The sequence below is a fragment of the Spirosoma sp. SC4-14 genome, from assembly GCF_037201965.1.
Lineage (GTDB): Bacteria > Bacteroidota > Bacteroidia > Cytophagales > Spirosomataceae > Spirosoma.
In genome coordinates this window covers 6,235,655-6,260,338 of the sequence record NZ_CP147518.1, presented here as the reverse complement: position 1 = coordinate 6,260,338, position 24,684 = coordinate 6,235,655, and the positions used below count along the sequence as shown (strand labels likewise).

26 protein-coding genes are annotated in these 24,684 nt (G+C 47.1%); 7 read left to right on the top strand and 19 right to left on the bottom strand.

Features of this window, described 5'->3' with window-relative positions:
• Positions 1 to 405: 405 nt before the first annotated feature.
• The 12 genes from WBJ53_RS25705 to WBJ53_RS25650 form a co-directional block, all read right to left on the bottom strand.
• Positions 406 to 810, bottom strand: coding sequence for a hypothetical protein (locus WBJ53_RS25705; protein ID WP_338871554.1), 405 nt, complete (start codon positions 808 to 810; stop codon positions 406 to 408).
• 32 nt (positions 811 to 842) lie between these two features.
• The gene (locus WBJ53_RS25700; RefSeq protein WP_338871552.1) at positions 843 to 2,054 is read right to left on the bottom strand and encodes an alanine dehydrogenase; all 1,212 of its coding nucleotides are present in this window, start codon (positions 2,052 to 2,054) and stop codon (positions 843 to 845) included.
• A gap of 139 nt (positions 2,055 to 2,193) precedes the next feature.
• On the bottom strand, positions 2,194 to 2,616 hold the full coding sequence (gene tsaE, locus WBJ53_RS25695; protein WP_338877237.1) for a tRNA (adenosine(37)-N6)-threonylcarbamoyltransferase complex ATPase subunit type 1 TsaE: 423 nt from the start codon (positions 2,614 to 2,616) through the stop codon (positions 2,194 to 2,196).
• Positions 2,617 to 2,682: 66 nt separating this feature from the next.
• Complete coding sequence (locus WBJ53_RS25690) at positions 2,683 to 3,000, bottom strand: hypothetical protein (RefSeq protein WP_338871550.1); 318 nt, start codon at positions 2,998 to 3,000, stop codon at positions 2,683 to 2,685.
• A gap of 205 nt (positions 3,001 to 3,205) precedes the next feature.
• Positions 3,206 to 4,933, bottom strand: a complete 1,728-nt coding sequence (locus WBJ53_RS25685; protein ID WP_338871548.1) for a RagB/SusD family nutrient uptake outer membrane protein — start codon at positions 4,931 to 4,933, stop codon at positions 3,206 to 3,208.
• Between the two features lie 78 nt (positions 4,934 to 5,011).
• Positions 5,012 to 8,263 (bottom strand): TonB-dependent receptor, encoded by a 3,252-nt coding sequence (locus WBJ53_RS25680; protein WP_338871546.1) that lies wholly within the window; start codon positions 8,261 to 8,263, stop codon positions 5,012 to 5,014.
• A 180-nt stretch (positions 8,264 to 8,443) separates the two neighbouring features.
• Positions 8,444 to 10,201 (bottom strand): phospho-sugar mutase, encoded by a 1,758-nt coding sequence (locus tag WBJ53_RS25675; protein ID WP_338871544.1) that lies wholly within the window; start codon positions 10,199 to 10,201, stop codon positions 8,444 to 8,446.
• Between the two features lie 98 nt (positions 10,202 to 10,299).
• On the bottom strand, positions 10,300 to 11,958 hold the full coding sequence (locus tag WBJ53_RS25670) for a D-alanine--D-alanine ligase (RefSeq protein WP_338871542.1): 1,659 nt from the start codon (positions 11,956 to 11,958) through the stop codon (positions 10,300 to 10,302).
• Positions 11,959 to 12,358: 400 nt separating this feature from the next.
• Complete coding sequence (locus tag WBJ53_RS25665) at positions 12,359 to 12,553, bottom strand: DUF433 domain-containing protein (protein ID WP_338877236.1); 195 nt, start codon at positions 12,551 to 12,553, stop codon at positions 12,359 to 12,361.
• A 29-nt stretch (positions 12,554 to 12,582) separates the two neighbouring features.
• Positions 12,583 to 12,849, bottom strand: a complete 267-nt coding sequence (locus tag WBJ53_RS25660; RefSeq protein ID WP_338871540.1) for a NifU family protein — start codon at positions 12,847 to 12,849, stop codon at positions 12,583 to 12,585.
• A gap of 90 nt (positions 12,850 to 12,939) precedes the next feature.
• The gene (locus tag WBJ53_RS25655) at positions 12,940 to 14,043 is read right to left on the bottom strand and encodes an Mrp/NBP35 family ATP-binding protein (protein ID WP_338871538.1); all 1,104 of its coding nucleotides are present in this window, start codon (positions 14,041 to 14,043) and stop codon (positions 12,940 to 12,942) included.
• 48 nt (positions 14,044 to 14,091) lie between these two features.
• On the bottom strand, positions 14,092 to 15,111 hold the full coding sequence (locus tag WBJ53_RS25650; protein ID WP_338871535.1) for a GSCFA domain-containing protein: 1,020 nt from the start codon (positions 15,109 to 15,111) through the stop codon (positions 14,092 to 14,094).
• Positions 15,112 to 15,385: 274 nt separating this feature from the next.
• Between WBJ53_RS25650 and WBJ53_RS25645 the strand changes: the two genes are divergently transcribed.
• Positions 15,386 to 15,757 carry a hypothetical protein gene (locus WBJ53_RS25645; RefSeq protein WP_338871532.1) on the top strand — a complete coding sequence of 124 codons (372 nt, stop codon included), beginning with the start codon at positions 15,386 to 15,388 and terminating at the stop codon, positions 15,755 to 15,757.
• A 55-nt stretch (positions 15,758 to 15,812) separates the two neighbouring features.
• Here the strand turns inward: WBJ53_RS25645 and WBJ53_RS25640 are convergent, their stop codons facing one another.
• The 7 genes from WBJ53_RS25640 to WBJ53_RS25610 form a co-directional block, all read right to left on the bottom strand.
• Positions 15,813 to 16,103: a Uma2 family endonuclease gene (locus WBJ53_RS25640; protein WP_338877235.1), complete on the bottom strand. Its 291-nt coding sequence runs from the start codon at positions 16,101 to 16,103 to the stop codon at positions 15,813 to 15,815.
• On the bottom strand, positions 16,093 to 16,305 hold the full coding sequence (locus tag WBJ53_RS25635) for a hypothetical protein (RefSeq protein WP_338877234.1): 213 nt from the start codon (positions 16,303 to 16,305) through the stop codon (positions 16,093 to 16,095). The genes WBJ53_RS25640 and WBJ53_RS25635 overlap by 11 nt, the downstream gene beginning before the upstream one ends.
• The gene (locus WBJ53_RS25630) at positions 16,233 to 16,445 is read right to left on the bottom strand and encodes a hypothetical protein (RefSeq protein WP_338871530.1); all 213 of its coding nucleotides are present in this window, start codon (positions 16,443 to 16,445) and stop codon (positions 16,233 to 16,235) included. Before WBJ53_RS25630 ends, WBJ53_RS25635 begins: the two co-directional genes overlap by 73 nt.
• A 90-nt stretch (positions 16,446 to 16,535) precedes the next feature.
• Positions 16,536 to 16,979: a 50S ribosomal protein L9 gene (gene rplI / locus WBJ53_RS25625; protein WP_338871528.1), complete on the bottom strand. Its 444-nt coding sequence runs from the start codon at positions 16,977 to 16,979 to the stop codon at positions 16,536 to 16,538.
• A gap of 77 nt (positions 16,980 to 17,056) precedes the next feature.
• Positions 17,057 to 17,308: a 30S ribosomal protein S18 gene (rpsR, locus tag WBJ53_RS25620; protein WP_012925715.1), complete on the bottom strand. Its 252-nt coding sequence runs from the start codon at positions 17,306 to 17,308 to the stop codon at positions 17,057 to 17,059.
• 2 nt (positions 17,309 to 17,310) lie between these two features.
• The gene (gene rpsF / locus WBJ53_RS25615; RefSeq protein WP_338871520.1) at positions 17,311 to 17,685 is read right to left on the bottom strand and encodes a 30S ribosomal protein S6; all 375 of its coding nucleotides are present in this window, start codon (positions 17,683 to 17,685) and stop codon (positions 17,311 to 17,313) included.
• A gap of 116 nt (positions 17,686 to 17,801) precedes the next feature.
• On the bottom strand, positions 17,802 to 18,743 hold the full coding sequence (locus tag WBJ53_RS25610; protein WP_338871518.1) for a hypothetical protein: 942 nt from the start codon (positions 18,741 to 18,743) through the stop codon (positions 17,802 to 17,804).
• Positions 18,744 to 18,921: 178 nt separating this feature from the next.
• Here WBJ53_RS25610 and WBJ53_RS25605 point away from each other — a divergent pair, with 178 nt between their 5' ends.
• The 6 genes from WBJ53_RS25605 to WBJ53_RS25580 all read left to right on the top strand — a co-directional run bounded on the left by WBJ53_RS25605 (position 18,922) and on the right by WBJ53_RS25580 (position 24,663).
• The gene (locus WBJ53_RS25605) at positions 18,922 to 19,584 is read left to right on the top strand and encodes a YggS family pyridoxal phosphate-dependent enzyme (RefSeq protein WP_338871516.1); all 663 of its coding nucleotides are present in this window, start codon (positions 18,922 to 18,924) and stop codon (positions 19,582 to 19,584) included.
• A gap of 98 nt (positions 19,585 to 19,682) precedes the next feature.
• On the top strand, positions 19,683 to 20,060 hold the full coding sequence (locus tag WBJ53_RS25600) for a DUF423 domain-containing protein (RefSeq protein ID WP_338871514.1): 378 nt from the start codon (positions 19,683 to 19,685) through the stop codon (positions 20,058 to 20,060).
• 121 nt (positions 20,061 to 20,181) lie between these two features.
• Positions 20,182 to 21,777: a peptide chain release factor 3 gene (locus tag WBJ53_RS25595; protein ID WP_338871512.1), complete on the top strand. Its 1,596-nt coding sequence runs from the start codon at positions 20,182 to 20,184 to the stop codon at positions 21,775 to 21,777.
• Positions 21,778 to 21,865: 88 nt separating this feature from the next.
• The gene (locus WBJ53_RS25590; protein ID WP_338871510.1) at positions 21,866 to 22,198 is read left to right on the top strand and encodes a hypothetical protein; all 333 of its coding nucleotides are present in this window, start codon (positions 21,866 to 21,868) and stop codon (positions 22,196 to 22,198) included.
• A gap of 90 nt (positions 22,199 to 22,288) precedes the next feature.
• Positions 22,289 to 22,504, top strand: a complete 216-nt coding sequence (locus WBJ53_RS25585; RefSeq protein ID WP_338871508.1) for a hypothetical protein — start codon at positions 22,289 to 22,291, stop codon at positions 22,502 to 22,504.
• A gap of 137 nt (positions 22,505 to 22,641) precedes the next feature.
• A complete protein-coding gene (locus tag WBJ53_RS25580) occupies positions 22,642 to 24,663 on the top strand; it encodes a PAS domain-containing protein (RefSeq protein WP_338871506.1) in 2,022 nt (673 codons plus the stop codon).
• Positions 24,664 to 24,684 lie beyond the last annotated feature (21 nt).

Sequence of the window (24,684 nt, the reverse complement as noted above, 5' to 3'; positions counted from 1 at the left end):
TCTCGGGTGAGCCTAACAGATTGTAAAAATACAAAAAAAAGTTATCTTTTCCTAGCCTTTTTAGTAAGATTGGCTTAATATACGCAAAATTGATTTAATCTCCAATACACTCGATAAGTAGCGGTTTTTGATAGGTACAGGGTCGATTTTGACCCTATTGTCTGACGACTAATTTACTAGCAGGTAACCAGATGAAATGCCGTTTTACTAGGCTTTTTCGGAGAAAGGAATTTCCCGAAAAAGTATTATTGAACCAGAGCCGCAGGTTCATTCTTTCAATCTGGTTTTGGTTGGTGAAGAATGCATCGGCCAGCAGTGAAACGAGACTGCCTGCCAACATCTCCAGAAAACACTAAAGCCGATTCAGTAGTGAATCGGCTTTAGTGTTTTCTCATCGAAAAGATGTCAGTCTTCTGGATACGGGATATAAACAAATCCGGCAAAGTCACCATGAACAACAAATAAACAGCAGTATTCGTCAGGCTTTTTATAGTTCTCTTTCCAGAGGTCGACCGATTCGGGGCCAATCAGCGCGCGTTGTATGAACTCGTCCAGAAACGATGCTTTGTAGTTCCACTGATTTTCCAGCTCATTTGCGCCAATCAGTAGTTGACCCACCGGAACCTCCCGGCGCGAAGCCACAAATAGTGGATATTCCGAAAAACCGCGTTTTCTGATCTGATAGGAAGCCTCTTTCAACTGATCGGCCACCTTAACAAAATCCGACGAAATAGCACCCATCAATTCCTTATTGACATCGTAGGAGTTGGCATCGTCGAGAAGTGTGTTTTCGTTACTATGGTTAATCATTGTGAAAGTAATTTAGAGCCCCCAAGGGGCTTTTAAAAACGTGCTGCCAGCAGAAGATCCAAATCCTTAAATCGCATGTTGAACTTCCGGGCTATATAGGCATTCGTTAATGTTCCTTTATGAGCATAAACACCTTTCATAAACCAACGGTTCGCATACATCATTTGCTCAATACCACCAGTAGTGCCGGTTTCGAGCAGAAATGGCAGGAAGATGTTGCTCAATGCCATACTGGCCGTATGCGCAACTCGTGCTGCAATATTGGGTACGCAATAGTGAATAACACCCATATGTTTGAACGTTGGGTGTTTATGCGTAGTCATACGCGAAGTTTCGAAGTTGCCGCCCTGGTCAATGGACACGTCGATGATAACCGAATCGGGTTTCATTCGACCAATCATTTCTTCCGTTACAACAACGGGGCTTAATCCATCTTCGGCCCGCATGGCACCAATCACTACATCGGCCCGCTGAATGGCTTCCGTTAAGGTGTCAGAGTCGATAATGGAGGTGTAAACATGCTGACCAACCGAGTATTTGAGCCGTTGGAGTTTGTATAAATGCTTGTCGAATACTTTCACATCGGCCCCCATGCCCAGCGATGTGCGTACCGCATATTCAGTAACGGTTCCGGCTCCCAGCATCACAACCTTCGTTGGCGGAACACCCGTTATGCCTCCCAGAATAATACCTCGGCCATTGTCGGCATTGCTGAGGTATTCGCCTGCAATAAGCATCACAGTGCTACCGGCAATTTCACTCATGGAACGAATGATGAGCATGTTGCCAGCCTGGTCTTCGATATACTCGTAGCCAAAGGCAGTGAGGTTTTTGCTGTTGATTTTCTCAAAGTAGGAGCGGTCATGAGCGGGTAGATTCAAGGCCGAAATAACCGTGCTACCCGACTTGACATAGTCGAATTCTGATTCGACCAGAGGCTCAACTTTGAGAATCAGATTAGCCTCGTAGACCTCCTGGGGCGATTGAGCAATCTGGGCTCCGGCTTCACTATATTCGGTATCCGTAAATTTGGCTTTTTCGCCAGCCCCTTTCTCAACAATAACATTATGGCCATTTCGGATCAGAATGGCTACCGCTTCGGGGGTGAGTGCAATACGGTTCTCCTGAAGCGATACTTCTTTCGGTAAACCGATGAGTAAACCATTCCGGCTGGTCTTAACGGCCAGTGGAGCTTCTTTTGGATATAAGGCCGTTTGCTTGGCCAATTCCTCAAATCCAGTCACACGATAAAAGTTTTCAGTTTTCAGTTTTCAGTTTTCAATTTACGGTTTATGGTTTATGGTTGCTCTGCCTGTTAGAACCTAAAGGCGTAGAGCAACCGTAAACCATAAACCGTAAATCATAAACCCATAAACTGTAAAACTAGTCAACTGATAAGGTTTTCACCGTTCGGCGACCAACATGGTCGGCCGAAAGATGAATTTGGTAATATGTGGCAGGCCATAGCGATTCTATACGTTCCGGCCACTCAATAAAACAATAATCGCCTGAATCAAAATACTCTTCAATGCCAATGTCCAGTGCTTCGGCTTCGTTGCGGAGACGGTAGCAGTCGAAGTGATAAATGGAATGGCCTTCGTGCGTACTATACTCGTTAACAATCGAAAATGTTGGACTTTGTACCATACTTACGACTCCTAATGCCCGGCAAAGTGCTTTAATGAGCGTGGTTTTACCAGCTCCCATTTCGCCTTCAAACAGCCATACCGAATGCTTTCGCCCTTCGGCCAGCAATTGACGGGCTACTGTGTCGAGTTCGTCGAGTCGATGAAAATGTACAGTCATAAAGGTGTTGTTTTCCGGATAGCCAGTGGCCAGGCCGGAACGAACAGCCTGCAAAGATAACGAATTTTAGGAGGTCCACTTCGTTCGCACAGGGCGACTTAATAGCTTATTGGCTTCGGCATCGTTCCCAAATTTTTCTTTTTCAGGATTCCAGCGAAGCAAACGGCCCAGTTGGTCAGCGGTGTCTTTGCCGGAAAGCAGATTTCGGTAATTGTCGTATGGCTGGTATCCTTTATAAGACTCGTTCTTGGCCTTTTTGGCAAAATGTTTATTGACTGCATCGGTAAAAGATATGACTTTGCTTTTATCGACAGTGCAGGCGCTAATAACCCGAGGTTCATTCTTTGAAAATTTACCCCGAAGCCCGGCTGTTTGTTTCAGCAAGGTTTGCCGGTTTGATTGAAAAGAAGAGTATCTATAATGGATCACTCATGTTTTAGCATAAAAAGTGGCCGACAGGTTACCTATACTTACCTGCCGACCACGTTACGAGTTACGGTTTGTAGTTTATGGCTTACCGTTTAGGGTTACGCGGCCTATGCGTATACATTCTCTTTATGCCCCTAAATCGAATACCGTAAACCATAACCTAATACCCTGGATTCTGTGTCAGGGTTGCTGTACCGCCTTTTTTGCTGTTAAATATTTCCTGAATCGGAATTGGGAAATATTCATGTTTGCCTTTCACAAATGAAACGCCATTGAGGTAAGAGCGTTTTTTAGCTTCTACCGGATAATAGGCGTTCAGTACCTGATCTGCAATACCCCACCGAACGAGGTCGAACCGACGATGGCCTTCCATGGCAAACTCCAGCCGCTGTTCAAACTGTACGGCCTTGCGTGCCAGATCTTTGTCGGTCCAGGTTGCGCTGTATTCTTTGATCAGGTAGTTGGCAGAGGGCGTTCCGTCGGTATTTTTTACAAAACCGTCGGGGTTCGCAGCCCGTTTGCGGATCTGATTCACGTAGGCGCGTGCTTTTTCCAGATCGCCAATTTCGACTTCAATCTCGGCCAGCCACAACAACACATGGCTATATCGGATAATTCGGTAGTTGTTGGCGTTCAGGCGTGGGTTCCCGGCAAACGTATTGGTACCTACATCTGATTTATACATGACGTGTTTTTTGGGCGAATAGGGGCCGCCATACGATTGGTCACGAACGTAGGCTTTGCCCGGATGAACACCCCAGTCCAGGAAAGGAATTCCCCGGCGCCCAACTGTCCAGTCGAGTCGTGGGTCAACCGTACCGGCATAGGGTGTAAAAGGGGCTGTAGACTCAATTCCCTGATCGTTTGTTACATCAGAAGCATTGAACGTATCGAGCATAGGCAGGCCAGTGGCATCGGTTTTGAAGGCATTGACCAGATTTTGTGAGGGCTGGAAAAAGCCACAGCAGGTTGTAACACCGCCACCACCGTAGGGGTAGTTGAGCGTTGACCCGATATTGCCATTTTCGCCACCCGATGCGCCGTCGTTAACCGAATATTGGATTTCAAAGATCGACTCCGCATTGTTGTTCGTTACGGCTTTGAAATTGTCGTGATACTTATCGACCAGTTTATATTGTCCGCTAGCGACTATTGCTTCCAGCAGCGTTTTGGCTTCGGCATATTTTTTCTGGAACAGATAGGCTTTGGCCAGTTCGGCTGCGGCAGCCCACTTGGTTGGCCGACCGACCTGAGTTTGTTTGGTTGGCAATGCATCATAAGCCGCTTTTATGTCGGCTACGATATTGGGCCATATGTCGGTGTTGTTTGGCAGCTTTGTGCTTTCCAGATCATTGGGGTTGTAGGTTTTCTCGTCGATGTAAGGAACCATGTTATACATCTTCTTCAGCTCGAAATGATAATGGCCCCGCAGAAAACGAGCTTCGGCAATAACCTGCTGTTTTTCGGCATCGGTCATGTCTTTAGCTACGGCTACAGCCTGTAAGGCATCGTTAGAGCGGGCTATACCATCATACATACCGCGCCATTTACCCCGAAAATAAATGTTGTCGGACTGTATATTGCCCTGCTCGATCAGAGAAATTGGGGGTTGGTCGCCCGCAATAGTGCCCTTATAGGCGTCATCACTGGCAACGCTCCCATATACCCAGTTGTCGGCACCAACCTGATAAGACCGGTAAGCGCCTTCGGGGGTTGCCCAACCATCGAGCAACGAATAAGCACCAATCAGCAGGGCATTGACACCTGCTTTGTTTTGGAGCGTTGTAACGGCCAGGGCAGCTTTGGGTTGTACATCTAAAAACTTGTCGGAGCAGGAAGTAGCTACTGCCAGACTAAGTGAGATTATGACTAGGGTTGTTTTTTTCATGGCGATAAATGGATCGTGACTAATGAGACATAGCAGAACTATGCGCTCCATCAATCACTGCTCATTAGGCTTTATTCATTAAAATGATAGATTCAGACCAACCAAAACAGTTTTGGCAACAGGATACGAGCCACCGTCGACACCAATCTGGCGGTCGTTGCCAGCTGAGTAGCTCCGCAGATTGACTTCTGGGTCCATGCCAGAATACTTCGTGACTGTAAACAGGTTTTGCCCCTGAACGTATACCGCCATTGTGCCGATTTTTAACCGCGACAGGAGCGCCTGCGGCAACTGGTAAGTCAACTGGATGTTCTTCATCCGGAAGTAAGAGCCGCTTTCGAGGTAATAGGTCGATGGTTGGATACTAACCTGGTCGCTTGAGCGAAGCTGGGGTAAAATAGCATCGGTTGCCCCTGGCCTCCATGACTGATACAGCATACGGGTGCTGCGGTTGCCACCAAACGTTGGGAAGTCGGTCCAGTATTTAGTGTAGTTGAAGATCTGATTGCCCTGAACGCCCTGACCGAAGATGGTTAATCCAAAGTTTTTGTAGTTCAGGTTCAGGTTCAGCCCGTAGGTGAATTTGGGGTGTGGGCTACCAATGATGCTCAGATCCTGCGAATCGATTTTGCCATCGCCGTTAACATCATGGAATTTGAACCGTCCGGCTACGTTTTCAGAAGCCGCATTGCCAAACTGCACAGGCCAGGCTTTCGCTTCTTCGTTGGTCTGGAAAATACCATCGATTGTATACCCGAAGAATGAAGCGATGGGGTAATTCTGCTGGGTTACAACAAAGTTCTGGATACGCTCGTCGTTGATACCGAAATACTGCGTGCTTGGGTCGCCGTTGGTTTTGGTAACTACGTTGCGATAGGTGCTGAAGTTGGCTCCGATGTTGTAGGTAAAGCCACTGGCTCCAATTTTGTCGCCGTAGTTAATCATCAGATCTATCCCCCGGTTACGCATCGACCCAATGTTCTGGAAGGGAACCGTAGCAACGCCCTGTGTGAGCGGAGCCTGTACCGGGAATAGCATATCGGAGGTAGTGCGGGTATACCAGTCGAAATTAATACCGAGTTTGTTTTTTAACAGACTGGCATCGAAACCAATGTTGAGGCTGGTAGTGGTTTCCCATTTGGCTTTGGCGTTGCCAAACTGCGTTAGTTCATAACCTGGAACGGCTGACGTACGAGTGCCGTTGATGTCGTAGAACGACGTGATTGGGTTCGTACTAAACTGCGTATACGGGTTGTAGTTACCAATTTCCTGATTACCCGTTTGCCCTAAACCAGCTCTGAATTTCAGGTCGTCAACAAAGGTCAGCGGTTTGAAGAAATTTTCTTTTGATATCCGCCAACCCACGCTGGCTGCCGGGAAAACAGCCGACCGAAATTCGGGAGCAAACCGCGACGAGCGGTCACGACGAACGGTCAGATCGACCAGGTATTTATCGTCGAGGGCATAGTTCAGTTTAGCAAATTCCGAAGCCAGCCGCCAGTTCGAAGCGCCACCATTGTTGGTCTGAACACCCGTACCGGCACTCAGGTATCGGTTCTCAATGTCATCGACGGCAAAGTTGGTCCGGCTGGCATCAAAAAACTCATAGTAATTTTTGATCGATTCAGTACCGGCAATCACATTAAACCGATGCCGATCGCCCAACGATATATTGTAGGTCAGGGTGTTATACCATGTCCACGTCCATTCGTAGTTATTGCTGGTTGTCAGACTGTTTGAACCGCGGGCTTCGGAGGCTTCGATGTTTCGAATCGAGTAGTTGCGGTAGTTGAACAAATTGTAGTCAATACCGAAACTGGTTCGAGCCGTCAGGTTTGGCAGAATGTCGACTTCGGCAAAGGCATTACCAAAAAGGCGAATTTCTTTCTGAACGTTGTCCTTGTTCCGGTATAAATCGGCCATTGGGTTGAAGGCATTGTCCAGATCGCCACCGCGTGTACCTGCAAAGTTACCTGCTACGTCATAAACCGGAATGATGGGTTGAATGCGGTAAGCAAACGAGATTGGATTACTTTCGGTATTGTTTCCACTGGGTTGTCCCACTCGCTCACCGTAGGCAACCTGAAAGTTTTGACCAACCCGAACCCGTTTGGTAACGTTGAATTCTGTATTCGACCGCAGCGAATAGCGCTTGTAGCCGGTATACTTCATGATCCCATCCTGGTTGAAATAGTTGAGCGACATGGCATAACGCCCATTTTCGCCACCTCCCGAAACACCTATCTGATGATTTTGAATGGGGGCTACCCGAAAAATTTCTTCCATCCAGTTGGTACCTTCTTTATTGGCTTTCGTAATCAGCAGAAATTTCGACGAGTTGATGTCGTTGTTGTAATTTACATACGTTCCGTCTGGATTGCGGGCTACACGCGGATCGCCTTCAAAAGCGCCACTAGGCAGAATATAATCGGGAATGACGGGAGTTGGGCCATTACCGAACTGCGAATGGAGCGGATTGCCGTTTGCGGCTACAACTCCCGAATTTTTCCGAGATTCCCAGATCAGATTGGCATACTCCTGCGTGTTAAGCATGTCGAGTAACTTGCCATGTCGCTGTGAGCCATAGTACATATCGTACGTAAACTTAGGCTTTCCGGCTTTTCCTTTTTTAGTGGTAATGATCACCACACCATTGCCCGCCCGCGAACCGTAGATCGATGCTGCCGACGCATCTTTCAGAATCTGCATGCTCTCGATGTCGTTCAGGTTCAGGGTGTTCAGGTTGCCTTTGGTAGGCACCCCGTCGATAACGTAGAGAGGGGAGTTGTCGTTGATAGTTCCAAACCCCCGAATCCGGACCATAACTCCGCCACCCGGTGCATTTTCGTTACCCACCGTTACACCGGCTACACGACCCTGAAGTGCCTGTCCTACGTTTGTGGCCGGAACAGACAGCAGTTGTTTGGCATCTACCGTTGCTACGGCCCCCGTAATGTCGCGTTTAGCCTGGGCACCGTATCCCGTTACCACAACTTCGTTGAGTGTTTTAATGTCGGGAGAAAGGGTAATGTTGATGGTTGTTCGGCTACCAATCGTAACGTCCTGCGCTACATAACCGATTGCCGAAATCGTTAGCACATCGCGCCCGGCAGGAACATTGAGTGAGAATTGCCCAGTGGCATCGGTAACCATACCCGTTTGTGTGCCTTTAACCACAACGTTGGCACCGGGTAGGGCATTGTTGTCGTTTCCATCCGTAACCCGGCCAGTAATTTTACGTTCCTGAGCAAACGCTCCCGTACACACGAGCCAGCATAGCAGCACGATTGGTAAGGTGTAATACACCCGTTTCAAACAGTTGTAAACCATAAGGTTAATTAGAATAGATAAAATGATCCAAGAAAAAAGATACAGGATAATTACTTAGTACTTATCCTTAAAGCATTATTCTGGCAATTCTAATTAATAGAATTTTAATTTTTTATTGTAACCAATAAAAAAAGCCAGATTACTTGCGTAATCTGGCTTTTTTAGGGAAAAAATAGCAATTTAGACTAGTTGCAGCTCGTCAATTACTTTCTGCACTTTTGCTTTTAGCTGTGCATACGTGTCGTCGAAAGCTTCTTTGCTTTCGAGGGGCTCACGAACGCTGACGTAGAATTTAATCTTAGGCTCCGTACCTGAAGGCCGGGCCGAAACTTTGGTGCCATCGGCGGTAAAGAACTGAAGTACGTTCGACGACTCAATGCCCATTTTACCGGCTTCAATAGCGCTTGTCTGGCCGCTCCGGGCATCCAGTCGGGTCAGGGCTTTGTAGTCGTCAACACGAATAACGGGCGATCCGGCAATTGACTGCGGTGGGTTTGCCCGGAAGTTGGCCATCATCTGCTGAATTTCTTCGGCTCCTGATTTGCCTTTCTTCGTCAGCGAAACAAGCGCTTCATAATAGAAGCCGTTTTCCTGATACATGGCCATGAGCATATCGAACAGGCTCTGGCCACGATCTTTGGCATAGGCAGTCAGCTCGGCAATCATGGCGCAGGACGCAATGGCGTCTTTGTCGCGGACAAAATCGCCAATCAGGTAACCATAGCTTTCTTCGCCACCGCCAATAAACTGTTCCTGACCTTCCAATTCCCGAATGACTTCGGCAATATATTTGAAACCTGTCAGGGTATTGTAGCACTTTACACCATACCGCTCGCACATCTGATCGATCAGATCGGTTGTAACAATTGTTTTGGCAACAAACTCCTTGCCGGTCAGTTTACCAGCATCTTTCCAGGCGTTGAGCAGGTAGTAAATAATAAGGCTAGCCATCTGATTGCCATTCAGCAATTCAAATTCGCCATGATGGTTGCGGGCTCCGGCGCCAACACGGTCGGCGTCGGGGTCGGTAGCCATTACCAGATCGGCATTGAGCGATAGGGCCAGGTCAAGCGCCAGTTGCATGGCAGCTCGCTCTTCGGGGTTGGGTGATTTAACGGTCGGAAAATTGCCGTCGGGGGTTGCCTGCTGTTCAACAATATGCACATTGTTAAAACCAAGCGCATCGAGCGCACGTGGCACAAGCGTGATGCCTGTACCATGAATTGGTGTATAAACAATATTCAGATTGGCCTGACGCTTGATAACATCCGGATTAACAGCGTTGGACTTAATCCGTTCGATATAGGGCACGTCAATCTCCTCATCGATCATGTGGATTCGCTCGGGCGCGCCATCGAATTTAATCTCATCGACCGACTTGATTTTATTGACTTCGGCAATAATGGCTTTGTCGTGTGGCGATACTACCTGGGCGCCATCGTTCCAGTACACTTTGTAGCCGTTGTATTCGGGCGGATTATGAGAGGCCGTTACAACAATACCGCTCTGACAACCCAGTTGGCGAATGGCGAACGATAATTCAGGCGTTGGCCGTAAGGCACTAAAAAGAAAAACTTTTATACCATTGGCCGAGAAGATATCGGCTACCAGCCGGGCAAATTCGGGACTCATCCGGCGGCTATCGTGGGCGATGGCCACGCTAATGTCCTGATCGGGGAAAGCGGCATTGAGGTAGTTGCACAGGCCCTGCGTAGCTGCTCCAACCGTGTAGCGGTTCATTCGGTTCGAGCCTACGCCAACCACACCGCGCAGGCCGCCAGTTCCGAATTCGAGATCGCGGTAGAACGAGTCGGTTAATTCGGTAATATTTCCCGAATCGATCAAATGCTGGATCGTTTCTTTGGTATCAGAATCGTAGTTGCCACCCAGCCATTGGTCAATTCGTTGCTGAGTAGAAGCATCAAGGGTCGTTGTCATCGTGTAAGGGGCAGATTAAGCTATAAGCGATTATTGGCCAAAATTACAATTCCACGGTGGTCTACCAAATCCTTACGGTAGTTTCCCAAACAGATCTGTTACAGATATCGGGCAGTTATATGAGCGGTTCGCTCGGTGGTTTCAACCAGTAGCGGATGCCGGGGTTGACGGAGAGCTGTTTCCAGTTCGACAATGGTTTCCTTAAAGAGAAAATGTACCGGAATTTCGTATGATTCGGACTTGCTTTTAATGTACATCAGCGTCGGATTCACTGTTCCTGAAGCTGCCCGCTCATTATACTGCTGTTTGGCCGCCACAAACTCGTCGTCGTTCGGGCCGAACGAAATAACGTGTTCGGGCAGCGGATTAGCCTTACGGTTGGCCAACTGCGCGTCCAGACCAGCCAACAGCTGTTTAAGATAGAAGGTATCTTTGCCGGTACGAATACGCTCGCGTAATGATTGGCGAATAAGGTAGGTTAGCGAATTAGCCAGATTTAAGCCAATTTCAGCCATTTGTTTGAAAATTAGCGACGATGGCGACATGCCCGGAATGGTATTCGGATCGTGCAGCAGTACGCGCCCGTCGGCAGTCAGGAAACCGTCGATTCGGGCATAAACATTAATGCCAAGCCGGGTAAATACATCGGCTACTGCCAGTTGTATTTTTCGGTTGTTCTCCAGTGTTGTATCAACTGGAATTCGTTTCTTTGTTGTATTGAGTTTATATTTCGACTCGAAATCGAAACTGGTTACGTTGTAAATTTCAGTTGGAGGCAGGGCAATGGCCATCTGATCGTCGTCCTGAATGACTCCACACGAAAATTCCTGCCCGCTGATAAACTCTTCGAACAGTACTTCATCTTCTGCATTGAGCGATGCCAGCGTAATCGGAAATTCGGTAGAGGAGCTTGTAAGGGCATCGAGCTTTTCAACAAAATCTTTAGGATGTCGAATTATTTCGCCCGTTTGCTCAATAACGACAGGGAAACTTATTCCCGAATCGAGACTAACCATTGTTTGGGCCAGTTCCTGCTTTTCGTCGGGCGATAAGTCAGACCATTCGCTTAGTTTGCTCCAGCCGTCGGGTTGAATGCTCATTGTGAAGAAACATTGCTCCACCGAGCGACAGAATTGTGTAAGATTAGCTTCGCGAACAATAGATACGCCAATTGAAGAACCCTGGTGAGGTGCTTTCACCACAATTGGCAAACCCAGATGATCGATCAGCGACTGAAAAAACTGGGCTTTATCGGCTCGTTCATACGCATCGCGGCTGATGGTAGCTGTTTTCTTCTGCTGTCCGTTGGCGAGCGCAATCAGTTCGTTTTGCAGAATTTTGTTGATACCTACTGCCGACCCAACCAGGCCGGGGCCGGTATAGGGCATTTTATACCATTCGAGCAAACCCTGAATGGCGCCGTCTTCGCAATCGGGGCCGTGCATGGCAAGAAAAGCAAAGTCGAAGTAATGCCGGAAGTGTTCTGGGCGAATTTCGGGCAAGGTGGCCTCCAGCACATCAGGATCGAGCGATTCGTCGTAGACCGAGAAGCCTGAATTATCCTGCGGAAGTGCATCCCGGAGCGAGGGTGCATCCAGAAAATCGGGTTCGACAAGCCGAAAGTGCCCACGGCCATCGACAAATACCAGAACAGGCTCAAATAAGCCTTTGTCTAAATTAGCCAGAGCTGTACGCCCACCTGCATACGACACCTCACGCTCCCGCGCCGGTCCACCGAAGAAAATGCCTACTTTCACTGAATTGAGGAGAAGATACGGGTGCAAAGAAACAAAAAAGCCGCCTGTTTTAAATAAGCGGCTCTATCCTTACGGATCAATGATAACTACTTTACCAATCGGTAGCTTATCTAATAAATCGTAAAGCTTAGGTAAGATTGGTTGAATATCCTGATATTTAGTTGTCTTGACGTTTAAGACAAGTACTGTAACCGCAAACTTATCTAAATTTTGTTGTTTGTACAGGCTCTTGCCGGCAGTAATCAATACCTCAAATCCATTGAATGTTAATAACCCAAGTAGCTCTTCTTCTTCCGACCATTCCAGTTCATTTCGCGAACAGTTTTAACATCGGAGATACCTATTCTGGAAACTAATCGAAATCGTAAACGTTTGGGTAAGTTTTCGTCTAGCAATAGCCTCATAGAGAGGCTTCTTTAATTAAAGAAGCCATGCCTAGCTCCAGGAAAGCCATAGCCTGTTCTCTTGAAACAGTAGGGAAATCATCCAGAAATTCTTCAATGGAAATGTTTCCCTCCAGGTGATCAATAAGTGATTGTACTGGCACACGGGTGCCTCTAAACACAGGCGTGCCTCCAATCAGTTCAGGATCGATATTAATTTAGACGTCATTGCTAAATGAGGCTAAAACGCTGGCGTGATGTTAATCGCTTCGACTTTAGCTATTTCTGGCACCGCCCGTAAGATCGCTTCTTCCAGACCACCTTTGAACGTCATGGCCGACATTGGGCAGGAACCACAAGAGCCAATCAGTTCGAGTCGGACGGTTTTGTCGTCGGTCACTTCCAGCACTCGCACGTTGCCCCCATCGGCAGCCAGATAAGGCCGCATACTGTCGAGTGCACGTTCGATTTTTGTAATCAGTTGATCGTTATTAACTACCGTCTCCATGAAGTTTTGTATTTACGGTAAAGTTACAGGTTGTCGAGGTTTTATGCAACTGGCAGCGCCGGTCTAAGACATGGCCCTGCCAGGTATTGATTAGGCTACTTCAACGCGCCTGGTGCGGTCTATGGTAGCATTCCGAATCGCCACTTGTTGCGCCAGGGCTTCGGCCGTTGCCCGGAAGGCGTCGCTGGCAACTGGCTCGCCCGAGCTAATGGCTGGCCGACCTTCGTCGCCCGCTTCACGGATGCTTTGCACAAGCGGAATCTGACCTAACAGCGGAACATCAAATTCGTCGGCCAGTTGTTTGCCTCCTCCTTTTCCAAAAATATAATACTGATGGTCAGGTAGCTCGGCTGGTGTGAAATAAGACATATTCTCAATGACTCCCAGCACCGGTACATTAATCTGCGGTTGCCGAAACATGGCCAACCCTTTAGTGGCATCGGCCAGCGCCACTTTTTGAGGAGTTGTTACAATAATTGCTCCCGTAACGGGTACCGTCTGAACCAGTGTTAAGTGAATGTCGCCTGTTCCGGGAGGCAAATCGATCAGTAAATAATCCAGATCGCCCCAGTCGGCATCAGAAAAGAACTGTTGCAAAGCTCGGCCAGCCATTGTGCCGCGCCAGATAATAGCCTGGCCGGGGGCTACCAGAAATCCCATCGATAGCATTTTTATGCCAAATTGCTGGATGGGTTCCATTTTGGTTTGACCGTCGACCTGAAAAATGCGTGGCTGAATGTTTTCGGCACCAAACATGGTAGGCATCGATGGACCGTAAATGTCAGCATCGATAATCCCTACTTTAGCCCCCGATTTGTGGAGTGCAATGGCCAGATTGGCCGTTACGGTCGATTTGCCAACTCCGCCCTTACCCGATGACACCGCAATGATATTTTTTACACCTGGAAGCGTTGGCGCATTGGCACGGGTTGAGGTAACATCGGAGGTCATATTTATTTTCACCTCAATGTCGGCACCAATGTAGGTATGAATAGCATCTTCGCACCGTTTCCGAATAACTTCTTTTAAAGGGCAGGCTGGCGTTGTTAAAACGACCGTAAACTGAACCTGACCAATTCCGAGCACGATATCTTTCACCATATTTAGCGAAACAATATCGCGTTTGAGGTCGGGTTCTTCAACGTTGCTCAGTGCTTGTAGAACAGATTCTTTAGCTAATCGATAATCAGACATACATGAAAGAAGGAAAGGAGCAGAGATGAACTGTCAGACCAAATTAGATTAAACCAATTCGGTTTCGGTGGCGGGTTCCTCTTTTTCTCCTTGTTCTAAACGACTTCGCACCGCTGCCAGTTCCGCCGAAACGTCGACTCGGTTCGATAAAGCTTCCAATTGTGCTACTAGTCTGGTTAAAAAGCGTCGATGAGCAATCGTTCTATGGCCATACAGAGGGCGATGAGCGAGTGATTTACGAATTTGTGTCCAGTCCGTAACAAAGCGCTGTAAGTCGGCTGTAAAGGCGCTTTCGGCAAGTTTGGCAAAAACATAATCATGAGCCTGCGCATTGGGATGAATAAGATCGGCCTCGTAGAACCGATAATCGCGCAGATCATCGACGACCAGTTCATAGGCCGGAAAATACATAACCCAATCGTTCCAGATCGTTAGTTCGTGGGCTATGACGCGCAGAATCGATTTGCTTACCTGATTGAGCGGAAGCGTATCGCGGGTATGCCGAACCGGACTAACTGTTAAGAGGACTTTAAGTGTGGAATTTGCCTTATGTATTGTTTTTAGAAGACGGGTCATATCGTCGCGAAGGTGGTTGATCTGATAGAGGTACTTTTCGAACAATTGACCCGGCATTTTGTGGCAGTTGGCTACAACTTTTCCTGTTTCAATATGTCGGTAAACGACCGAGGTCCCCAGCGTTATAATCAGGAAATCTGCTTTTCGTATAGCATCAGCCGTTTCTGACAGGCACTGAATAAGTTTGGCCCGTAATTCGTCCCGACTATAGGCCCAAAGCGACGAATGGAAGTCGTAGTGAAACCATACACCATCGCGTTCAACATACCGGTTTTCGTCGGGTGTTGCGCCCTGGAGAGCCATGGTTAGTAGTTTGGCAATTGAAACCGGATTGAAGATCGTTCCGAAAGGGTTAGTTAAGACGGCCAGTTTATAATCCAGCAGCCGTTGCCCCATAACATCAGCAAAACAAGACCCAACCGTTATCACACGGCTATTGAGACCGATGCGGTAGGGCAGTGATTCAGGCGAGAATTCGGTATGGTATTGCATACTAAATTAACACAAAAGAGACCTGATTAGCTCCTTTTTTAGAAAGATATTTTGAGCTTTAGAGTGCTGATTTTTAGGGAGTTAATTAATTGTTTGTTTGCAAGGACCAAATGCCCATTAAGACCACAAATTATGTATATAAAGGTTGCGTTAAATAAAAAATAAAGTAATATGGATTTATTTATTACTACATCTATATGCAGTTGAGGAGATATATTCGTTTATTTTTTTACTTTGCACGGAGAAATTATTCTTTTCGACTTACCTAATTGCAATGTCCCTCCAGAAACGCATTAAAACGCTCAGCTTTGAATCACTACATGAACTAATCGACCAGGCCCATGACGAAATTAACCGGCGGCAGAAATACATAGAAGGAATCCCGCCTTTAACACTACAGGAAATTGCTTTCTCAATCCGTGCCCGCGATCTGCTTTATCGCACAATTGCCGAAAAGAAAAAGCTCGTATATTGGCAGGATGCCCAAAAGTTAACGCTAAGTGAAACACTGAAATTGCTGGAACCCACCGATTGGCGGCAAATCAAGTATAAAAACGCAAAAGCTTTTGACGAGATTCATACCATATTTCAGAATTACAAAGCTCCGCTTGAATGGTATTACACCGAAATTGAAGCCAAAGTCTGATAATGCAAAGGTCGGCCAGGAAGCCGACCTTTTGCGTAAATGGTGCTTTTAGCGATTAACACGTGAGCAGCAGTTCTGTCAGCGTCTCGTTGCTGATGGCTTCATCGAATCCGGCGCTTACGGGAGTCAGAAAACCCGCAACAACTTTAGACGCAATATCATGCTGGAGACGGGCTGTAATATCTAGTGCGAAGGCTTGTAGATCAGTATCCAGTATGTACTGTTCAATGAGTTGCTTCGTGGGATCTATAATCCAGTATTCCTGAATGCCATGCGCTGCATAATCCTCAAACTTAATACCCCGGTTAACTTTTTCAGTGCTTTTTGAGAGGACTTCAACAACTATCGCTATCGAAATCCTGAGCGTGAGCAGTCGTCCAGAAACAGATGTCGGGTTCGTAGTCGTTGCGCGTTAGCGAAATCATAGCTTTTTCGGAGGCTACCCGGCCCAAGCGATGTTTGATGAGATAGGCTTTTAGTAAGCTATACAAATTACCAACCGCAGCCCCGTGTTGCTCTTTCTCTTTGGCTGGCGACTGTTTATAAATTCGGCCTTCTGGTCTTCATGTATCCACTCATAATACGCCTGTCGTTGCCGTTCTTCGCTGCGCAGGGCGACTTCTGCCTGCTGCATAAGCAGTTTAAGATTGGGCGCTTCCATCAATTGATCTAAATCGAGCGTAACCATTTGAGCCTGTTTCGTTTACTCAAAGATAACAAAAAAACCGACCAGCCACGTTAGTACGGGCCGGTCGGTTTTAAGAGAAGTTGGGGTAGCTTATTCAGCCGCTACAACCTCAAATTTTACTTTATGTTTCACATCTTTGTGAAGATCCAGCGAGGCTTCGTAACTACCAAGCGTTTTAACATCGTCGACCGTAATTTTCTTCCGATCAATATCGAATCCTTTTTCGCGCAGTGCATCGGCTACCTGCGTATTGGTAACCCGGCCAAAAATTTTACCACTTTCGCCCGCCTTTGCAGGGATGGTCAGCGTGATATCGCCAATGCCATCGGCCAAAGCCTGAGCGTCGTTCTTAATTTTCTCGGCTTTGTGAGCAGCCTGACGAATGTTTTCGGCAACGATTTTGCGATTAGAATCGGTTGCCATGATCGCATACCCCTGAGGAATCAGGTAGTTGCGGCCATAACCTGGCTTAACTATAACGATATCGTTTTTATAGCCCAGGCCGGCAATATCTGTTTTTAAAATGATTTCCATTTTTTGAAAATAGTTTTCACGGGGCCGCCCGTGCGGTTTACAGTTTTCTGTTTTCAGTTAAAAGCGAACTGTAAACTTTATTTCAGAGAATCACCTACATAAGGCAGGATAGCCAGATGACGAGCGCGTTTGACGGCCTGGGCCACTTTACGCTGGTTTTTCAGGCTTGTTCCGGTTAGCCGACGAGGAAGGATTTTGCCCTGTTCGTTCAGCAATTTCAGCAGGAAGTTGCCGTCTTTGTAGTCGATATATTTAATCCCCGCTTTCTTAAAACGGTCGTATTTTTTGCGGTTCTCGGTTTTCGAGACTGATTCGTTTTGCAAACTCATGATTACTTGGCCTCCCCGGCGTTTTCGGTTTGTTTTTTCTTACCCACTAGACCGTTACGCTTCCGTTCGTTATACGCAACTGCATGTTTGTCAAGCGAAACCGTCAGATGACGGATCACGCGCTCATCCCGAAGATATTCGGTGTTAAGCTTTTCAACAATAGTGCCGGGAGCCTTAAACTCAATGAGTTGGTAGTAACCCGTGTTCTTGTGCTGGATCGGATAGGCCAGTTTGCGAAGGCCCATACTTTCTTCATGAACGAGTTCCGCACCGTTGTCGGTTAGCACTTTGCGAAACTTGTCAACGGCGTCCTTTATCTGAATTTCAGATAAAACGGGAGTTAAAATGAACACCGTTTCGTAGTTATTAAGAAACATTGTACGTATATTGGTTTGAATATGAGGCCGCAAAGGTAAAGAAAAGAAGTGAAGAGTGCAAAGTGAAGAATGAAAAATAGGAACTGCATCTTCTTATGTTTCACTCTTCACTTCTTTTACTTCACCGTAAAGCCGCCTTCGCCAATTCGGAAGCCTTCGCAGTATATTTCGATGGTGTATGCTCCTGAACTGAAGCGTTGACCGCCCCGGCCGTAGATAAAATCGACCGTTTGACGGCTGTTGTCGAACATGAACCGTTGCATGGCTGTATAAATCATACCCTGGCCGTTATAGGTAAACTCGCCCGAACCCGTTGCCATGTCTGAAACAACAGCACCGCTTGGGTCCAGAATGCGCATGTAGAGATCTTTTTCTTCCTGCTTGGCCAGACCGTTGGGCGCCAGCCGAACCGACACTTTAATTTTATCAATTTTCCGGGCTTTATAACTGCCGCCATCTTTTTCTTTACCTCGTTTGTTGATGGCATCGACAGTAATGTTTTCGGCCCGGAGTGCTGCTGCTATCGTGACTTTTTCGGCTAGTTCCTGATTTTTCGACGATACAGCTACAACCGAATCACTTAATGTTTGCTTTTCGGCTTTCAGGCTATTGTTTTCCTGCGCCAGCGATTCATTTTGCTGGGTCAATACCCCATTTTCTTCTTTTAGGCGGGCAATTTCCTGATCTTTCTGAGCCAGTATAGCCTGATAGTTTCTGATTTTCTGTTCGTACTTCTTACTATCAAATGTGTTGACATTCCGTAGTTCACGCTTATCAACTTCCAGTTGGGCCTTTACCTTCATCAGGGAATCAACATTGCCCCCTAATTGTTGAATCTCGGCAATTTTAGCATCCAGTTGGGCCGAAATAGAGTCTAGTTTGGTTTTGGCCGACAGGACTTCTTCTGTTTTGGCCGCAATGGTGGCGTCCTTCGTTTTGTTGTCCTGGCGCTCCTGGTAATAAAAATAGAGTAGTAGTAGGTTCAATGCCGCCAGCACCAGCAGGGCAGCCAGCAGATAACTACGACTATTATTTTGTGATTGTGGTCTAGGTTCCATTCGTATTAAGTATTAAGCTGACGGGTTGTGGTTAAATCCTTACCAAAACTACATCATCCATTGGTTTATTGTACCATTTAGACTGTTTAGGGGCAAAAACTACATGATTTCGCGTAGTTCTCAAACCTATCTTTGCACAATATTAATAAACGGTCGGTACTGAACCGAGGTTTGCCTTATGAAGATCGCTGATAATATTCGTCGAATTGAAACAGAACTGGATGGCCGCGCTCAACTAATTGCTGTTACTAAAACGAAGCCCGTCGATATGCTGCGCGAGGCTTATGAAGCAGGTTGCCGCAAGTTTGGAGAAAACAAAGTTCAGGAAATGGTTGAAAAATATCCACTGCTTCCAGGCGACATTGAGTGGCACCTGATTGGTCATCTACAAACAAACAAGGTTAAATACGTAGCCCCATTTGTAGCATTGATCCATTCGGTCGATAGCCTGAAACTGCTACAGGAAATCAACAAACAGGCCGCAAAAAACAACCGGATTATTAATTGCCTGCTTCAAATTTATATTGCCGACGAAGAAACGAAGTTTGGCCTTTTGCCCGACGAAGCCGAAGACCTGCTGAATGAACCAATGCTGGAAAGCTTGCCAAACATCCGCATTGTTGGGTTAATGGGGCTGGCAACCAACACCGAGAATGAGATACAGATTCGGCAGGAATTTCGTGGTTTAAAGCAGTTATATGATAAACTGGCAACGATAAATCGGAAAAATGTTCAGTTTTCAGAACTCTCAATGGGGATGAGTGGCGACTATCTGATTGCCGTTGAAGAAGGGAGTACGCTGGTTCGGGTTGGAAGTGCTATTTTTGGAAATCGTGTCTGAACCAAGATTTTAACAAGATTGTAAAGACTACTAGGATTTACATTGCAGTTTTAGGCTCATTAATCCGTATAATCTCGTTAAAATCTTGGTTCAGATTTATGAAATTTTTTATTCAATCGGGAGCGGCCCTGGGGCTGCTGGGCGTTGCGCTTGGTGCATTTGGGGCACATGCTCTGCGGGGGATGCTGGAAGCCTCCGGGCGCACAGCCACCTTCGAAACAGCCGTTAAATATCAGTTCTACCATGCCCTGGCTCTTGTACTGGTAGGCGTGTTAATGCAGGTGTTTAGCAGCAATCCGTCAATCGTAAAGCTCCTGAACTGGTCGGGCTATTCCTTGCTGGGCGGTACGCTGATTTTCTCCGGTTCGCTCTATATTCTCTGTTTCACGGGGATTACCTGGCTTGGTGCGATCACTCCACTGGGTGGCGTTGCCATGATTGCCGGATGGGCACTTTTATTGTGGGCGTTTGTTTAAAATAAGTGAAGAATGAAGATAGAAAAATGAAGAGTACCTGATTAAGTCTGCAACTATTCTTCATTTTTCACTCTTCATTCTTCACTTATCTTCGTATTTTTGTGTTCTGATTCTGAGAATAATGCAAACGAATATACAGGCTGAAACGGCTCGCCGGCGAACTTTTGCGATCATTAGTCACCCCGATGCCGGTAAAACCACATTGACCGAAAAACTGCTGCTATTTGGTGGTGCTATCCAAACGGCAGGTGCCGTAAAATCCAATAAAATCAAGAAGACGGCTACGTCCGATTTTATGGAAATCGAAAAGCAACGGGGTATTTCCGTGGCTACATCGGTGATGACGTTCGAGTACGATAATCTGAAAATTAATATTCTGGATACCCCTGGTCACAAAGATTTTGCCGAAGATACTTATCGGACACTTACGGCTGTCGATAGTGTAATTCTGGTGATCGACTGTGTGAAAGGCGTTGAGGAGCAAACCGAGCGCCTGATGGAGGTTTGCCGGATGCGCGACACACCGGTTATTATTTTCATTAACAAGCTCGACCGCGAAGGCCGTAACCCGTTCGACCTGCTCGATGAACTTGAAGAGAAGCTCAACATCCGGGTTAGGCCCATGACCTGGCCCGTCAATATGGGTTCCGACTTTAAAGGCGTTTATAGCCTGATCGAGAAAAAATTATATTTCTTTAAAGTTAATAAAACGAAAGTCGAAGACGATGTGCTGCCCATTGAACTGGCCGATTCATTGCTGGACCAGAAAGTAGGGCCGCGCGATGCCGAGCAACTGCGCGAAGACGTCGAACTGATTGAAGGCGTCTATGATGCATTCGACCGGCAGGCCTATCTGGACGGTAAGCTGGCTCCGGTGTTTTTTGGATCGGCGGTCAATAATTTTGGTGTAAAAGAATTGCTCGAAGGGTTCTGTCAGATTTCACCCGAACCCATTGCCCGCCCAACTAACAAGCGGGAGGTTTTGCCCGACGAAAAGAATTTTAGTGGTTTTATTTTTAAAATCCACGCCAACCTCGACCCGCGCCACCGCGATCGGATTGCCTTTCTGCGGATTTGTTCCGGCGTGTTTGAGCGGGGTAAGTTTTATCATCATACCCGTTTGGACAAAAACGTTCGGTTTGCGTCGCCTTTTAGTTTTATGGCCGATAGCAAAAGTGTGGTTGAGGAAGGGTTTCCGGGCGATGTTGTTGGCTTATACGATACCGGAACCTTCAAAATTGGTGATACGCTGACCGAAGGCGAAGAGTTACAATTTCAGGGGATTCCGAGCTTTTCACCCGAAATTTTTAAAGAGTTGGTCAATCTCGACCCCATGAAATCGAAGCAGCTCGACAAGGGTATTCAGCAACTGACCGACGAAGGAGTTGCCCAGTTGTTTACGCTCGATTTGGGCAATCGAAAAATTGTTGGAACCGTTGGGGAGCTCCAGTTCGAAGTTATTCAATATCGTCTGGAAAACGAATACGGAGCCAAATGCCGTTGGGTACCACTCAACTATACCAAAGCGTGCTGGATTACGGCCGAAAACCCTGCCAAACTAGCTGAATTTATCCGCTTGAAAGGGAATCAGATCGCCTACGATAAAGATCGGAATCCGGTGTTTCTGGCCGAATCGGAGTGGATGTTACGCATGAATCAGCAAAATAACCCCGATATTCAGTTCCATCTGACATCAGAATTTAAAGTAGCTGTATAGGCAAGTCCGTTTGCTTGGATTCTGGAGCATTTGTAAACCTGTACTGATGGCGTGAGTTAGGTTATCATCAACTAAACAAACGATACTGATGATTAACCTAACAACAACCGTTGCCTGTTTGCTGCTACTGGCAGGAACGGCTATGGCCCAGCAAAAACAAACCCGGCCTACAACAAAAGCTGCCTCTACTACGGCCGGTACGATCTCGCCTGTTGATGAGGTACGGTCAAACCCATCGGCCGCCAATACTCACGATGGCACAATGGGGGTCTCAACTGGAACGGGTACTACGCTGGAACAAAACCAGGCCGGCAGGGCAGGCGGTAATGGGACAACAAAAACGGATGCACACAGCAGCGTTCGAACGGGAACAACGTCGACAAAGGTCAAGAAAAAGTCGGTCAAATCGGGCAATTCCTGATTGGGTGAACAAGTTTGTTTTAACAGAAGTTTAATAACCTTTTAGTCTATGGTCTGTTGGTAGTATGTTAATCATCTATCAATAAATTCTATGAAAAAGGTAATGATTGCTGCTGTAGCCATCCTGTTGATGGCAGGCGCTGCATTTGCTCAGGATGAGACGAAGAAAGAGGCTAAAATGGCCAAAAAAGAGGCCAGGCAAATGAAGCACGGGGCGAAAAAGATGGGCGATGATGCAAAAGCCGATTCTGCTAAAAGTATGAAACACATGCATAAGAGCATGAAAAAAGCATCGGTTAGCCAATAGTTCTTATTGTTTTCTCTAATACTGAAAGCCTCCTGACTGGTCAGGAGGCTTTTTTGTATGCATTGCAGGTCGCTTAATAAGTAATCTGTTTAATTTCTGGTTAGTTTGTAGTTTAGTGGGAGTATTCGCCATCGGTTATGAATCAACTTAACTATCAACGTTCTCCGCACCCCGAAGAAGCCTTGTTGCTGCGTTCCTATAACCAGTTTCAGACTGCCCTTAGCATTGGTCTTATTGCCACCTGGTTTTGGGATATCGATAGCGATAGAGTATATGGCGACTCCAATCTGTTGCGGATGTTCGACCAGAAAAGCGCTGATGCAACTGAAGGGCTACCTCTGAATGTATTTACAAACAATATTCATAGCGACGATCGGGATCGAATCATTCAGTTGATTCAGAGGTCTATGCAGTCGGGTCAGAATTATGAGGCAGAGTACCGGATTGTGAATCGGGAAGAAGAAAGTAAATGGGTGCTTGCCCGTGGTCAATTGACGTATAATGCCAGTGGCGAACCCGTGACGTTTTCGGGCGTATTGGTTGATGTAACCGATCGTAAACGAGCGGAGATGCAGACCCGCGAAACCGAAGAGCGATTACGGCTGGCCATTCAGTCGGCGCAACTCGGAACCTGGGATATGAATCCATTGACGGGCGAACTGATATGGTCGGAGCGAACAAAAGAATTGTTTGGCTTATCGCCAACCGCTTTTGTCGATTATTCTGTGTTTCTGAAGGCACTGCATCCCGATGATCGGGAGCGTACAGACCGGGTGGTGCAGGCTGCTTTGCAACCCGGAAGCGCTGGCCGTTACGATATCGAATATCGGACAGTAGGTATTGAAGATGGAAGTCTGCGCTGGATACGAGCCAATGGACAGGCTTTTTTTAATGAGCAGGGCATAGCCAGCCGATTTACCGGGACGGTTATCGACATTACCGATAGCAAACGGTCGGAAGAATTGCTGCAACAACGAGTAGCTGAACAAACTCAGGACCTCGAACAGCAAACGCATCAGTTGCGAACGGTATTGGATGCATCGCTGAATAGCATTATTGCTATGACCGCCATCCGCAACGAAGCCGGTCTTATCATCGATTTTATGATGGATACGGCCAACGAAGCGGTTATAAAAAGTAATTTTATGACGCCCGACCAAATTGTTGGGCGAACCTTGCTGACTGTATTTCCGGGCAATCGCGAAAACGGCTTTTTTGACCTGTATATTCGGGTCGTAGAAACGGGAAAATCGGAGCGGAGTACTCAATACTATCGTGATGATTTTGGCCTGGAAGGCTGGTTTGAGGTGTCGGCTGTGAAACAGGGTACCAACGGCGTTGTGGTAACGTACAATAACATTACTGACCGTAAAAAGGCCGAGCTGGCCGCTCAGCAACAGGCTTCCGAGCTAAGAGAAGCAAACGCCGAACTGAAGCGTTCGAACGAAAACTTGCAACAGTTTGCGCAGATAGCCTCCCACGATTTGCAGGAACCGCTTCGCCGGATTCAGGCTTTTAGCGATATGCTGAATAGCCAGTTTGCCGATAATTTGTCGGATGGCGAACGGGATATGATTCGGCGAATTCAGAAATCGGCCCGGCGAATGCAACTGCTCATCAAAGATTTGCTCACCTATTCGCAGTTAACTACACAGCGGGAACCGTTTGCGGAAGTATCGTTAACCGATGTTGTAACCGACGTGCTTAGCGATCTGGAGATACGTATTACCGAAAAAAAAGCCCGAATCGATACCGTACCATTGCCCGCCGTTCGGGGGAGTTCGTCGCGTTTGCGGCAATTGTTTCAGAACCTGATTGCCAATGCACTCAAATTTACGCTGCCGGGCCGACAGCCCGTTATTCAGATACGGTATCAGTCCGCGTTGGCCGATGTGTTACCACCTGAACTACAGGATCAGCCTGCATCGTCGTTCTGGCTGATCACCGTTGTCGATAATGGAATTGGGTTTGATGAACGCTATAAAGACCGGATTTTTACGCCCTTCCAGCGTTTGCACGATACTGCTACCTATGGTGGAACCGGAATAGGACTTGCTATTTGTCAACGTGTTGCCGAAAGTCATGGTGGAGCTATCGATGCGACAAGTCAACCCGGTTCTGGCTCAATATTTAAGGTGTTTTTGCCTGTTCTGTCGTAATGGTATGCGTTGAGCGGCCAG